The sequence below is a fragment of the Psychrobacter sp. WY6 genome, from assembly GCF_018448495.1.
GTDB lineage: Bacteria > Pseudomonadota > Gammaproteobacteria > Pseudomonadales > Moraxellaceae > Psychrobacter.
In genome coordinates this window covers 3,305,084-3,318,839 of record NZ_CP049902.1, presented here as the reverse complement: position 1 = coordinate 3,318,839, position 13,756 = coordinate 3,305,084, and the positions used below count along the sequence as shown (strand labels likewise).

At 42.6% G+C, this 13,756-nt stretch carries 9 protein-coding genes and 5 pseudogenes; 9 read left to right on the top strand and 5 right to left on the bottom strand.

What is annotated here, in order from left to right:
* Positions 1–22 precede the first annotated feature (22 nt).
* Together purN and purM are read right to left on the bottom strand one after the other, a co-directional pair.
* Positions 23–715 (bottom strand): phosphoribosylglycinamide formyltransferase, encoded by a 693-nt coding sequence (gene purN / locus G7Y90_RS16670; protein WP_250162976.1) that lies wholly within the window; start codon positions 713–715, stop codon positions 23–25.
* A pseudogene (gene purM, locus G7Y90_RS16665) lies at positions 715–1,763 on the bottom strand (phosphoribosylformylglycinamidine cyclo-ligase). The gene purN and the pseudogene purM overlap by 1 nt, the downstream one beginning before the upstream one ends.
* Positions 1,764–2,104: 341 nt before the next feature.
* Here purM and G7Y90_RS16660 point away from each other — a divergent pair.
* The 3 genes and pseudogenes from G7Y90_RS16660 (at position 2,105) to G7Y90_RS16645 (ending at position 5,161) form a co-directional block, all read left to right on the top strand.
* Positions 2,105–3,202 (top strand): annotated as a pseudogene (locus tag G7Y90_RS16660) (AI-2E family transporter).
* A gap of 334 nt (positions 3,203–3,536) precedes the next feature.
* A pseudogene (gene hda, locus G7Y90_RS16655) lies at positions 3,537–4,339 on the top strand (DnaA regulatory inactivator Hda).
* A 75-nt stretch (positions 4,340–4,414) separates the two neighbouring features.
* On the top strand, positions 4,415–5,161 hold the full coding sequence (locus tag G7Y90_RS16645; RefSeq protein ID WP_250162973.1) for a DUF2057 family protein: 747 nt from the start codon (positions 4,415–4,417) through the stop codon (positions 5,159–5,161).
* Positions 5,162–5,198: 37 nt separating this feature from the next.
* On the opposite strand, the gene G7Y90_RS16640 is transcribed toward G7Y90_RS16645, so the two are convergent.
* Both G7Y90_RS16640 and G7Y90_RS16635 read right to left on the bottom strand, forming a co-directional pair.
* Positions 5,199–5,675 (bottom strand): Dps family protein, encoded by a 477-nt coding sequence (locus G7Y90_RS16640; protein ID WP_045453127.1) that lies wholly within the window; start codon positions 5,673–5,675, stop codon positions 5,199–5,201.
* A gap of 364 nt (positions 5,676–6,039) precedes the next feature.
* Complete coding sequence (locus G7Y90_RS16635; RefSeq protein WP_045453124.1) at positions 6,040–6,699, bottom strand: YcxB family protein; 660 nt, start codon at positions 6,697–6,699, stop codon at positions 6,040–6,042.
* Between the two features lie 429 nt (positions 6,700–7,128).
* Here G7Y90_RS16635 and serS point away from each other — a divergent pair.
* The 6 genes and pseudogenes from serS to G7Y90_RS16605 all read left to right on the top strand — a co-directional run bounded on the left by serS (position 7,129) and on the right by G7Y90_RS16605 (position 12,628).
* Positions 7,129–8,416 (top strand): annotated as a pseudogene (gene serS, locus G7Y90_RS19380) (serine--tRNA ligase).
* A gap of 280 nt (positions 8,417–8,696) precedes the next feature.
* Complete coding sequence (gene tkt / locus G7Y90_RS16625) at positions 8,697–10,691, top strand: transketolase (RefSeq protein ID WP_250162972.1); 1,995 nt, start codon at positions 8,697–8,699, stop codon at positions 10,689–10,691.
* A gap of 133 nt (positions 10,692–10,824) precedes the next feature.
* Positions 10,825–11,262, top strand: coding sequence for a LysE family translocator (locus G7Y90_RS16620; RefSeq protein ID WP_250162971.1), 438 nt, complete (start codon positions 10,825–10,827; stop codon positions 11,260–11,262).
* A gap of 50 nt (positions 11,263–11,312) precedes the next feature.
* Positions 11,313–11,480, top strand: a complete 168-nt coding sequence (locus G7Y90_RS16615) for a hypothetical protein (RefSeq protein WP_250162970.1) — start codon at positions 11,313–11,315, stop codon at positions 11,478–11,480.
* 134 nt (positions 11,481–11,614) lie between these two features.
* Positions 11,615–12,349 (top strand): nuclease-related domain-containing protein, encoded by a 735-nt coding sequence (locus tag G7Y90_RS16610; RefSeq protein ID WP_250162969.1) that lies wholly within the window; start codon positions 11,615–11,617, stop codon positions 12,347–12,349.
* A gap of 180 nt (positions 12,350–12,529) precedes the next feature.
* Positions 12,530–12,628 (top strand): hypothetical protein, encoded by a 99-nt coding sequence (locus G7Y90_RS16605; RefSeq protein WP_250162968.1) that lies wholly within the window; start codon positions 12,530–12,532, stop codon positions 12,626–12,628.
* A gap of 170 nt (positions 12,629–12,798) precedes the next feature.
* Here G7Y90_RS16605 and G7Y90_RS16600 read toward each other — a convergent pair.
* A pseudogene (locus tag G7Y90_RS16600) lies at positions 12,799–13,749 on the bottom strand (DUF4424 family protein).
* Positions 13,750–13,756 lie beyond the last annotated feature (7 nt).

Below are 13,756 nucleotides of genomic sequence, written 5' to 3'. Positions count from 1 at the left end.
ATTTGTGACTGTCGCTATTTACTCAGTCGTTCAAATATAGTTTTAACGGTAGCGTTGGTAAAGACATACTTTGTTGATTGGATGCTTGAGCATGATCTAGCGAGAGTGCGCCTTTGGCCAATAATAAAATCGTCCAAGGGAGCAATTGATGCTCAAGCTTTTGCACGCGTGCTTGCAAGCTATCGGCAGTGTCTTTTTGATGTATCTCTAACAGCGCTTGGGTCAAAACAGTACCCGCATCCAGCTCAGCGGTGACCACATGAATACTACAGCCATGATGACGCTCGCCCGCTTGTATGGCACGCTGATGGGTGTCAAGGCCTTTATAGACAGGTAGCAAAGAGGGGTGCAAATTAATCATCGGCGCTGGTGCATTATCGATAAAATCTGCACTCAAGACACGCATAAAACCAGCTAACACAATGAGATCTGGCTGCCATGCGCTTAATTGCTCGCTGGCATGACTCTCAAAAGTCTTGATTCCCATGCGTTTGCCGCTAGCAACATGTGACAATACTGCCACTGGAATGTTAGCGTCTTTTGCACGGGTGACGGCATAAGCATCCTCGCGGTTGCTAATGACGCCAACAATCTCAATTGGCAGTGCGCCAGCTTGCATCGCATCTACCAGTACTTGCAAGTTACTACCACTACCAGAGACCAGTACAGCAATCCGTAAAGGGTTATTATCAATTTTTTTTTGACTGTCTAACATTAACGGTACACCACTGCGTCCGCTTCACGCTTCACCATTTCGCCTAATTGCCAAGCTTTTTCACCAGCCTCATTTAAAGTGCTAATGGCCGCATCTGCTTTATCTTTAGGCACGACAATGACAAAACCAACGCCGCAGTTAAAGGTGCGGTACATTTCGCTTTGTTCAATATTTCCTTGGGTTTGTAACCAAGTGAATAACTCTGAGAACTGCCAGCTAGCCGTATCAATACTAGCAGCTAAATTCTCTGGTAATACACGTGGTAAATTATCGGTTAAGCCGCCACCGGTGATGTGTGACATTGCATGCAGCGCTGAGCTACCAAGAGTATCTTGTAGCGCTTTAATCGCTTTAACATAGATGCGAGTAGGAGCCATTAACGCGTCTTGGATAGGCTGACCGTCTAATTGCTCATCGCTAGTAGTCACATCAATGCCGCTGACTTCGATGACTTACGTACCAATGAATAACCGTTTGAGTGTGCACCACTTGAAGCAAGAGCGATCAATACATCGCCTTCCGCGACGTTTTCGCCAGTGATGACTTCCGCTTCTTCAACCACACCGACACAAAAGCCTGCCAAGTCATAATCGTCGTCTTGATACATACCTGGCATCTCAGCCGTTTCACCGCCGATCAGAGCACAGTTTGATAGCTTACAGCCTTCACCAATACCAGTGACCACAGTCGCTGCTACATCAATATCAAGCTTGCCAGTTGCATAATAGTCTAAGAAAAATAAAGGCTCAGCACCGCAAACCAATAAATCGTTGACGCACATGGCGACCAAGTCGATACCGATCGTGTCGTGACGGTTTAGCTGTAATGCCAGCTTGAGCTTAGTACCGACGCCGTCAGTGCCCGACACGAGTAGAGGAGAGGTGTAACCAGTTGGTATACGACAAAGCGCTCCAAAGCCGCCAAGTCCGCCCACAACCTCAGGACGAGAGGTGGCTTTTGCCACTGATTTAATACGCTGTACCAACGCATCGCCAGCATCAATATCAACACCAGCATCTTTGTAGCTTAAAGAAGGCTTGTTACTCATGGTCATCTCACAAATTTTATAGGGAATGAAGGTCTGTCAGTAGAAAATCGAGTTGGTCGTGTTAATTCTGAATATAGTGGGCGCATTATACCCAAAATGACCCTTACTCGCAAAGCAACTTGCGGATATTTGGTGGATATTTCACGAAGACTGACTTTAAGTGGTAAATAAAAAGTTAAGAAACAAAAAATGACGGATTTTTTACTGTACTCTGCGATAATGGAACGCTAAATTTATTGTCGATAACAGTTCGCTATTACACCGTTATTGTACGATAAGACGTATCATTTTTTTCAATTATACTTCCATCTTAAATCAGCCTAATCATAGGATTCCTTGTCATGATGAACCAACCAATAGATCCTTTTTTTCGGCGCTTATTTATTGTCGTTGCGATGGTGGTGGGTATATTGTTACTGTATTTGATGATGCCAGTCATTATACCGTTTGTCTTTGCTTTCGTACTGGCTTACTTGTTCAATCCGCTGGTCAAACGCTTATCGAAGTATATCAAACGCTGGGTGGCGATTATCATTGTCTACTCCACCATCACTTTAGGAATGGTGTTACTGCTTTGGTGGTTGATACCGACTTTGTGGCATCAGTTGCAAGCGGCGTGGGAGTATCTGCCTAAGGTCTTAACTTGGTATAATGAAGTCGTACGTGAATGGTTCGTTAACAACAGTCGTATTAATCTGCCAGAGTTGGAGTCTAAAGGGTTTTCTGAGACATTGGTTGAATATATGCAGACCAATTATAAGTTTGAAGATGCCAGTACCATGATGAACCAAATATTGGTGTCGAGCATGAACTTCATCAATAATGCTGGACTCATTGTGCTAGTACCGATTCTTACCTTTTATTTCTTATTTAATTGGGATCAGCGTCTGCAAACATGGAACGGCGATTCCCGCTGCGTATAGCGAAAAAGTCATTCAGATTGCTCGAGAGTGTGACCTTGCATTGATTTATCAAAGGTCAGCTATTGGTGATGGTCTTATTGGGCGCTATTTATGCGGTGCAATTACAGCTTATTGGGCTTGAGCTAGGGCTTATTATTGGTATGGTTGCTGGTATTGCCAGCTTTGTTCCTTATTTGGGTTTTGGCATTGGTTTTATCGCTGCCATTATAGCCTGCCTGTTCCAGTTTGGGCTAAATTGGACGTATTTGTCGCTGATCGTCGGAGCGTTTTTAGTTGGGCAAGCCGCAGAAGGTTATATTCTACAGCCGTTACTATTGGGTGATAAGATAGGTCTATCGCCGCTTTGGGTGATTTTTGCCGTATTGGCAGGCGCAAGCTTATTGGGTTTCGTTGGTATGCTCATCGCACTGCCAGTTTCTGCCGTGCTTAATGTACTGTTTCGCCATTTATACATCTACTATCGTTCGACTGATTTTTAAAGGTCGTAAGCAATTGGCTTTGTTTGAGAAGAGATAAGTATTTTATCGTTAGAGTAACGAGGTCATCATAATTGGATAGTAAAATTGATGACGGATAATAAATGGTGATTGATAAGGCTTAATAGGTAAAAGACTTGTCAGTCATTTTGCAAATAGTTATATATAGGCGCAGTATTGACAGTATCAGCCGTTATCCAGTTGGTCGTTAACAAGATGACTTTTGATTAGGTAATTCTCAGATATACTCTCGATTAAAACAACTAGATGCTAACGCAGCAAGTTTATATCAGGTAGTATAAGAGCATCTCAAAGACAGTTATTAATAATTTATCCTTTTATTTATTGCATTACGCAAAACGAGTTGATGATTCATGGCAGAAGCACAGCTAAGTCTCAATCTGGACATTAAGCATGATGCAAGTCTAAGTGACTTCGCCGGTCCTGGTTGGATGTCAATTATTGATGCAGTGCGGCAACTACATGTCGGCCTGATCGGTCAGCTGTACCTATTTGGCAGTCCTGCTACGGGCAAGTCGCATTTATTATCTGCTATCTGTGAGTCATTTATTGAGATGGACAAGTCAGCGATTTGTTTGTCACTCAATGAGTTGATTCATACCGATGTGCACGTCCTCTCCTCTCTAGAAAACTTCGATCTAATTGCGATCGATGATTTAGAGGTGCTGGAGCAAAGCAGTCAATGGCAAGAAGCCTTATTTCATTTGATTAACCGCAGTCGTGAAGGTCAGCGTCAATTGTTGTTTGCAGCCAATAAGCCTGCTGGTGATTTGCCCTTTCAATTGAGGGATTTGCTGACTCGTTTGGCACAAGCACCTACGTTTAAAGTACCCAATGGTCATGACTTAGCTGACCGTCAGGCTTTATTACAATCTATCTTGCGTCGACGTGGTTGGCAGTTTGATGATCGAATTATGATTATTTGCTTACTGAGGGACCACATCGCATCGGTGCGATGATGGAAGTACTCAATTATATTCAGCCGATGTTTTCGAACCTTGGGCGTAGCAATATATCCAAAGCAGTCATCACTGACGCATTGCGTACCATTGATGAGCAGACACTAGCAGCAGAGCTTGCTGATATTGCGCAAGAGACACAAGTAGATAACGATTCAGCGGAACAAGATCAACATACGATGCCACTCGATTTTTAGCATTAAAAACTAAAGTCTTTTATCCAAAGCGCTTTTACTATTGCCAAAACGTTTTCACTATTAATGGAATCACTTATGAAATCCAATGCTTCTTTGCTAAAAAAACTGACCATCAGCACGTTGCTTATTGGTGCAGGCTCTGTCTCTATGCTGTCGCATGCTGAAGTAACGCTACTGGTTGATGACCATATCAAAGTCACGGCTATTAATGGGCAAGAAGTGCAGCAGAGCGCTTTTCAACCATTGACTAAAAAGTTCACGCTTCAGCCGGGTCAACATGCGATTACTGCAAAATACGATCGCTTATACGATTTGCGCCGTGATGAGCATGATTATTTACGTTCGGGTAATGTGAGCGTGACGGCAGAATTGGCGGACAATCAAACCTATCGTCTGATCATGCCGAATCAGCCAGAAGAGTATGCAGCAGCTAAAGAATATGCCAAGCGTCCGATACTGGCAGTAGAGAAAAACAATACTGTGGTTGCAAGTCAGCAAGGTATCGCTGGTAATCAAGGTGGCTTGTTGTCAGGTTTAGGCAAGGCATTCGGCGGTGTATTTGGTGGGGCAGATGATGCAGAGCTACAGAATCAGCGTGCGATTGCCGCATTAGATCAACCAAATGTGAATACGGGTACGGTAGCGACTACTAAGCAAACCACTAGCGTTAATTCATCTGCTAATACCTTAGATCAATTTATGCAAATTTGGTTACAAGCCACGCCTGCTGAGCGCGAAAAATGCGTCAATGGATGCAAAAATAAGGTTTCATTAGCAACAGCAAGCACAAAAAAAGCACCTAAAGTAGGTGCTTTTTTATGATCTAGATTTTAGTGATGTACTGTTTCTTTAGTAATGATTAACCCAAAAAGGCGTTATACATCCAGATGAGCTTTTCTTGCTCTTGTACATAGGCATCTACGAGATCAGCTGTCCCTTGATCTTCGCTGTCTGCTGCTAGAGCAGATACTTTACGCTGCTCTGTAATCAAAGCTTGTAAACCAGTTACCACGCCTTTCACACAAGCATTGCCATCTTTGACGTTTTTATCTTCTTGAATGCTAGTATGCTGAGTAAAATCGCTATAAGCATGCAGCGGTGTGCCGCCCAAAGTTAAGATACGCTCAGCAATTTCATCAATTTGTAATTGTAGCGCAGTATACAATTCTTCAAATTTTGGATGCAAGGTGAAAAAATGCTCACCTTTTACATTCCAGTGATAGCCACGGACGTTTAAATAAAATACGTGATAAGTTGACAATAAATTGTTTAGTTGTGCAATGACTTCGCTCATGTCAGCTTTTTCTAGACCGATTTGATTAGTAGCGTTACTCATAATATTATCCTTATAGTTTGAGTGTTGATATAAAACATTAAATGAAGAAGATGAGAAGTGTAGCAACTCGTGTGCTGCATTACTATGCTCTTTAATATAACGCTTTTCAGCCTTAAAAAGTAACAATCTTAGAAAATAGTATGATAAAACTGCCATATAGAATGGCGTCAGCTTAAGCTAAAATCATAACTATACATTCATATAGAGCAATCACCTTTCTTCTGATAGCTATTATAATAGCAGAGCACCATCGATAAGTTAATTTCAATAAATTTATAATTATGATTGGTTTTGTAAAAAGTGTTTTTTATTGCTCATTTCTTTATCGCTCATATAATAAGCGATAAAGAAGTCTTCTACTGTTTTATGCTGGCGGCTGTAAGTTTTCAGGATTTAAGCCTTTAACGGGGATAACTTCTTGCAAATGCTGACGTACCGTATCGATCGGGAACTTCTGTGCTTCTAAGCGTTTTGGCACAATTTGGCTGCCTTGTTGACCTTTCATCTCAAACATCATAAAGATATAGTCGTCCGTCTCATCCCAGCTTTTGACAGCTGACCATGGAATGACGGCTTGCTGGGTCGTGCCTGCTCGCATTTGCATGCCGCGCATTTGGTTGTTATTAAATGTGTCAGGCTGATTCACTGGCATCGCCATGACGAGGCCATGCTTTTGTACGCCCAATTTCATCTGACGCATCTCGTCTGGCATTTCTTGATCCGCCACTTGCTTGTCAAACTCTCTTTTCACATACCATTTAAAGCCAAGGGTACGAACCAGTAAATAAATGACGACTGAAACTAGCATCAGCCAAAAGATAATGGTTGAGTAGCCTGTCACAAAAACCAACCCTGCGATCGCTAGTACCACGGTTACCGCCATAATGATCCATTCTTTCGTTTTGATACTTTTTAGACCGAAAGAAGGGCTGGCACTGGCAAATAGCTCGTATTGTGCTTGGTGAAATTCTGCCTCAGTTAGGTTTAAGGCGACAGGTTGTAGCGTATAGGGGTACAAGGCCATAAAGGTTTCTCAAATACTTGTATTGAAGTGTTGGGTTTAAATCGACAAAACGTAGCAGCTACGTCGTACTTGGCTAGAAGTCGAATAAAAGGTATGCGCTTATCTTACCGAAAAGTACCCCTAAATGAAACATATAAGCCGCTCTGTTCGTTGATAGAGGTGATATTAATGGTTTTAACAAAGATGGGCGAGGCTTATTGAGGTAAGCTGAACTTTGAGAGATGCATTTAAAGCAAATATAACTGGCTACGGATAATGAAAGTAATAAATGAAAATTCAATCAGCAGAGGTCAAAACATGGTCAAATCTGCTGTGTCTTGGTATTATAGCGGCTAACACTTATTTTGATAAAATCAGCCCCTTTAAAAACAGTATCTTTAAAAACACTTTCGAACCTCTTCCTCACTTCTAGCGTTACAGGCAACTATTATGATTGATCCAAAACTCTTACGCGGCGATTTAAGCGATTTACAACAGCAACTGGCCACTCGTGGTTATGCACTTGACATAGATTTTTGGCAAACGGTTGAGTCAGAACGTAAATCTTTGCAGATCAAAACCGAAGAGTTGCAGTCGAGCCGTAATGCGGGTGCTAAGCAAGTGGGTGCTTTGAAAAAATCAGGCGAAGATGCCAGTGAGCTATTGGCTGAGATGCAGAATGTCAGTGGTGAGATTAAAACAGCCGAAGACGAGCTGCGCACTCTACAAGAGCGTATCAACAAAGCTGCTATGCAAATTCCAAATATTCCAGCAGCCGATGTGCCAGTGGGTACGTCAGAAGAGGATAACGTAGAAGTGCGCAAGTGGGGCACGCCTCGTACGTTTGATTTTGAAATTCAAGATCACACTTATATTGGCGAGACACTTGGTATGCTCGACTTTGAAGCCGCGACCAAGCTGACTGGCAGCCGCTTTAATGTACTAAAAGGACAGTTGGCACAAATGCATCGCGCCCGATTCAATATATTATGCTCAATACCCATACCATGAAGTACGGCTATCTTGAAACGTACGTGCCTTATATTGTGAATTCAGACAGCCTAAAAGGTACAGGACAGTTGCCTAAGTTTGAAGATGATTTGTTTAAGCTCAAAAATCACACAAACAATGAAGACATGGACTTTTATCTCATTCCTACTGCTGAAGTGCCAATGACCAACTTGGTACGCGGCGAGCGTTTAGATATTAGCGAGCTGCCACTTAAGTTTACTGCGCACACGCCTTGTTTCCGTAGTGAAGCGGGCTCTCATGGTCGTGATACTCGTGGTCTGATTCGTCAGCATCAGTTTGAAAAAGTTGAGATGGTCAATATTGCGACTAGCGATCAGTCTGATGACCTACTAGAGGCAATGACAGGTCAAGCCGAATATATCTGCAGCAGTTGAACCTACCATACCGCACCGTTCAGTTATGTACGGGTGATATGGGCTTTGCAGCACAAAAGACCTATGACATCGAAGTATGGTTACCGAGCCAAGATACCTATCGCGAAATCTCTAGCTGCTCTAACTGCGGTGACTTCCAAGCGCGCCGTATGGGCACACGTGTCAAAGACGGCAAACAAACCAGCCTAGCACACACGCTAAATGGTTCAGGTTTGGCAGTTGGTCGTACGTTGCTAGCCGTCATGGAAAATCATCAAAACGCTGACGGTAGTATCACGATTCCAGAAGTATTGCGTCCGTTTATGGGCGGTGCTGAGACTATTTTAGTTTAATAAATGTTCTGTAGGTAATGAGCTGCTTGCCGTTTAGGTCGCTCGCAGCTTGTTACTTATCACTTAAATCAAAGCCTATCACTGCTTATAGTTTAACAAAACTGATGTGAGTCATTGCTAAATATAAACGGTCTTGTCACCGCATTCTTAGCTAGCCTCATAGCAAATATGTTAATATTACACTTTGATTTTATAGTCTATAACTTAGGGGCGCATTTGGCGTCCTTATGCTTATACTCCTTTGAGTAAACTCTCCTCTAGCCCAATACTAGGACACTCTATGCCAGCTCCAATTAGCGAACGTAAATTAGCCAATGCCATCCGTGTACTGTCGTTTGATGCGGTTCAAAAAGCCAACTCTGGACATCCAGGCGCGCCAATGGGTATGGCCGATATTGCCGAAGTTTTGTGGCGCAAGTTTTTGAAGCACAACCCAACCGATCCACAGTGGCACAACCGTGATCGCTTTGTCTTATCGAACGGTCATGGCTCAATGCTTATTTACTCATTGCTACATTTATCTGGTTATGATGTCAGCGTTGATGATCTGAAAGGTTTCCGTCAATTGCATTCGAAAACCCCAGGTCACCCTGAGCTTGGCTATACCCCCGGTATTGAAACGACGACAGGTCCACTAGGACAGGGTATCGCTAATGCCGTTGGTTTTGCTATCGCTGAAAAAACCTTAGCCGCACAGTTTAATCGTGATGGTCATAACATCGTCGATCATCATACCTATGCATTCCTAGGCGATGGTTGCTTGATGGAAGGTATCAGCCATGAAGTTTGTTCACTGGCTGGCACGTTAGGTCTTGGTAAGCTGATCTTCTTTTATGATGACAATGGCATCTCTATCGACGGTAATGTCGAAGGTTGGTTCACAGATGATACGCAAGCGCGTTTTGAGTCTTACGGCTGGCAAGTGATCAAAGTAGATGGTCATGATGCGGATGCGATCACGCAGGCAACTGAACAAGCGCTTAAAGAAACTACCAAACCAAGTCTTCTGATTTGTAAAACCACAATCGGTGCTGGTAGTCCAAACAAGCAAGGCTTAGCGGCTAGCCATGGTGCGCCACTTGGTGATGACGAAATTGTCTTGACCCGTGATGCGCTATCTTGGAAGCATGCTCCATTTGAATTAGATGACGAAATCTATGAAGCGTGGGATGCTAAAGCCAAAGGCGACGTACAACAGAAAAACTGGGAAGCTGACTTTGACGCGTATAAAAAAGCCTATCCTGAACTGGCGTCTGAGCTATTACGCCGTTTAAATGGTGACTTGCCAGCTGACTTTGATAGCCAAGCACAAGCTTATATTCAGCAAACGCAAGAAGCAGGTGGTGATGTTGCCAGTCGTAAAGCCAGTCAAAACGCTATCAATACCTTACAGCCATTATTACCAGAATTGCTAGGCGGTTCAGCGGATTTAGCTGGCTCGAACCTTACGCTATTTAAAGGCGCTAAAGGTATCGAGAAAGACGCTGACGGCAACTATATCTATTATGGCGTACGTGAGTTCGGCATGACCGCGATTGCCAATGGTATCGCATTGCATGGCGGCTTTATCCCTTACGTAGCAACCTTCCTGATGTTTATGGAATACGCACGTAACGCGGTACGCATGGGCGCATTGATGAAGCAGCGTGTTATCCATGTCTATACGCATGACTCTATCGGTCTGGGTGAAGATGGCCCAACTCATCAGCCAGTTGAGCAATTGACTAGCCTACGTACTACGCCAAACCTACGTACATGGCGTCCGTGTGATGCGACTGAATCTGCAAGTGCTTGGGTTGAGGCCATTAAGTCTGAACATAATCCATCAGCATTGATTTTTCGTCAAAGCTTGCCACATCAAGCCCGTGATAGCGAGCAAGTAGCGAACATCACTAAAGGTGGTTATGTACTGGCAAAAGAGCAAGGCGAGCTACAAGCGATCATCATCGCTACTGGTTCAGAAGTTGGCCTAGCGATGGAAGCGTATGAAGCACTAAGCGCAAATGGTGTTGGCGTACGTGTCGTTTCTATGCCATGTGCAGAGATTTTCGTTGAGCAAGATGCTAGCTATCGTGAAGCGGTATTGCCTGCCAATATCCGTGCTCGTGTAGCAGTCGAAGCCGCGCATGTAGATTACTGGTATAAGTTCGTTGGTCTAGATGGCAAAGTCATCGGTATGACCACTTATGGCGAATCTGCTCCTGCAGACCAGTTATACAAAGAGTTCGGTATTACCACTGATGCTGTGGTTGAAGCGGTAAATAGTTTGGTGTAATAAACCTAACTTAGTCAGTATTTAAAAAAAGAGCTGCCGGAGAAATCTGGTGGCTCTTTTTATTGGCTAAATAATCAGTATATTCATAATGGTATTTAGTCCATAATTAAAAAAAACAGAGTACGGACTAATTATGAACTGGGATTTGTTGAGTATTTTTATCACGGTCGGCTTGGCGCATTTTCTTGCACTATTGAGTCCTGGACCGGATTTTGTATTGATCGTAAAGAGTGCGATTAAGAACGACAGTAAAGACGCAATTGGGGTTGCGCTCGGTATCACCTTTGCTAATGCAGTGTACATTGGTCTATGTCTAATTGGTGTTGGCTCAATTTTAGCCGCCTCTGCACCTATTATGATTACGCTAAAAATCATTGGCGGGTTGTTTTTAATGTACCTTGGGATACAGGCGTTACGCGCACGAAAAGATGCGTATGACCAATTTCAGGTAGCCCAATCACCCCATTCAAATATACCTAAGACAACTTTTTTAAAAGAATTTACTGCAGGGTTTTTGTCTGGAATATTTAATCCTAAAAATCTACTCTTTTATCTCAGTTTATTCATGTAGTATTGACACCAGAAATAAGTTTTGTGTTCAAATTGGGCTTAGGTATTTGGATGACTGTTGTGGTATTCGCGTGGGACACTGCCGTCATATTTCTATTGTCGACTCGCAAAGTACGCGCTAAATTTACCCAAGTTGCTTATTACATCGATAAAGTTACAGGGGCGTTGCTTGGCGTCATTGGTTTAACTATCGTCAGAAAAGCAATTGTAGATCGGTAATTTTAACCAAAAGTAATTAGTATATTGATATTGAACGTTATTTATTTTTTCATAACCACTTTCAAGAAAAAAACCATGTCCCTCAAATCCACTTTCAAAGGCTTTCTAGGCGAGACCGTTATCAATGTCGCCATGTGGTTAAAACTAAAAATGTCTATCACCGATTAAACGGTATTACCTTGCCAAGAGCCAATGGTGACAGTACCCAAATCGATCATATTATCGTCTCTGTATACGGCATCTTTGTCATCGAAACCAAAAACTACAAAGGCTGGATATATGGTAGCGAAAAGCAAAAGCAGTGGACACAAGCTTTCCCGAATGGAAGTAAATTCAAATTCCAGAACCCATTGCGCCAAAATTATCTGCACATTAAGACGCTCGCGGATCTATTAGGGTTGGAGCTGAGCTACTTTCATTCGATGATTGCTTTCATCGGTGAGTGTGAGCTGAAAACCCGTGATGAGTTGCCCGAACATGTATTGACGAGTGGTATGGTGTCTTATGTGAAGAAAAAGCAGGATATACTGACTGAAGACGAGGTTAAGTCCATCGTTGAGCAGATTAATAGCAACAGATTTAGCAAATCTTGGCGCACCAATAGAGAGCATAAAGCCTACCTAAAAGACAAGCGTAGCAATCCAAGCAAGAATACAAATAAGCAGTCTAGCGGTAACGCTACTAATAAACCAATTGCTAAAGTGGCTAATCAGCCTAAACCAGAGCCGATAGTAAAAGAAACCGCTAAACGAGCCACGCTGAAAAGTAGAGAAGTGCTGCGATGGTCTGGTCAGACTGAGATTGAATCTAGCGAGTTACTAATTGATAATCTGAATACTCAGCAGACAAACACACCATATATCGCATGATATTGCTAATAAAGTGTTCCTTACACCGTTTGAAGTTATGGAGCTGAGTTATCGGACAATGATTTTAAAACGGCTGAATGTGAGATTGTCACGTCTAATAGCATTAATCTTAAAGCTGTTGAGCAAACCAATACAGCTATTACAGAGCAAGTACCTGCCTGTCCAAGATGTCAGGCAGCAATGGTCAAACGTGTTGCAAAAAAAGGCCAGCACCAAGGGAAAGACTTTTTTGGTTGTAGTCAATTTCCTAAGTGCCGCGGTGTGGTAAATATTGCTTAGCCTTTAAAGAACACCGACGCATGCTTCGCATATTTCCCCACTTTTAAAGCATCAGATGCTGAGGCTAATATTTTGTTTTTTTGCTGGGTTTTGTTCACGAAAACCCAGCGACAAGATGACCGTCGAAACAAGTTTTATCGATGCGCTGGGTACACTCTACAAACTAAACTTTACTTCATAATAAAAGCCACATCAAAATCGTGCGTTGGCACAAAGTTAGTCTCTTTAATCTCAAACGTCGTTGCGCTTACCTTTTTGACTTTACCCTTTCCTTTCCAGCAAAACGACACCAATTCATTAGGATCGCGTTCTACGGTAAGTTTGAAATTGCTAATCGGTTTTGCCCAGTTAGCCCCCGTAGTCAATATATAGCTTAAGGCATGATGGACGACCACCACCCTTGTGAAATCCTCTCTGAGTTGAACTGTCTACGCAAAAATCTGGGAATTGTTCTTCACCTAGATGAACTGAGCCACCCACAAGCGGTGTATATGAATGCTTGATTTTGGTCGTCGCATTGGCTTTGAATTTTTGCTCCCAACTATAGATCACCTGCGAATCCCAAGGTATATAAAGACTTTCTCTATCATATATGAATCTATCTAGTGCCTTATTATTACAATCTAAAAGCTGTTGATTGACATATTCAGTGTCAACTTGATACGTCCAAGGTCCCATCATATCAGCCTCGTTAAGATCACAGGATTTAAATATTTCAGTCGTATCAATAGAGGTGTCTGCATAGGTTCTATCGCCATCTTTGACGACAATTGGCCGCATAAAAGTACGGACATGCTGATTAGGAATGATAGGCTTACCATTTATCCAAACTTCAAAGTTGTCATAAGTGGCATTAATATCAGCAAAATCTGAGTCTGTAGAGCTGGGGACAGCTGGCATAGGAAATAAAACCGTTTCGGTAATATCCTTATTGCTTAAGTTTTTAAACTCATAATTGACGCGAATTTTATCTTTTGAGATAATAAATCTTCACTATGCATACTGATATTTTTATTTTTAAGATATTTAACACCGCCCGTACCGATATAGCCAGTAGAGTCATTGGCTTGGGTAGCAGTTACAGCTAGTACTACAGTGCAAGCTACCTTACCGCTAAACATCAGATGG

Excerpts from the sequence above, each read along its gene's own strand:
- G7Y90_RS16640 (WP_045453127.1), bottom strand. The coding sequence starts at position 5,675 with ATGAGTAACGCTACTAATCAAATCGGTCTAGAAAAAGCTGACATGAGC.
- G7Y90_RS16620 (WP_250162971.1), top strand. The coding sequence starts at position 10,825 with ATGAACTGGGATTTGTTGAGTATTTTTATCACGGTCGGCTTGGCGCAT.
- tkt (WP_250162972.1), top strand. The coding sequence starts at position 8,697 with ATGCCAGCTCCAATTAGCGAACGTAAATTAGCCAATGCCATCCGTGTA.
- purN (WP_250162976.1), bottom strand. The coding sequence starts at position 715 with ATGTTAGACAGTCAAAAAAAAATTGATAATAACCCTTTACGGATTGCT.
- G7Y90_RS16615 (WP_250162970.1), top strand. The coding sequence starts at position 11,313 with ATGACTGTTGTGGTATTCGCGTGGGACACTGCCGTCATATTTCTATTG.
- G7Y90_RS16635 (WP_045453124.1), bottom strand. The coding sequence starts at position 6,699 with ATGGCCTTGTACCCCTATACGCTACAACCTGTCGCCTTAAACCTAACT.
- G7Y90_RS16645 (WP_250162973.1), top strand. The coding sequence starts at position 4,415 with ATGAAATCCAATGCTTCTTTGCTAAAAAAACTGACCATCAGCACGTTG.
- G7Y90_RS16605 (WP_250162968.1), top strand. The coding sequence starts at position 12,530 with ATGGTCAAACGTGTTGCAAAAAAAGGCCAGCACCAAGGGAAAGACTTT.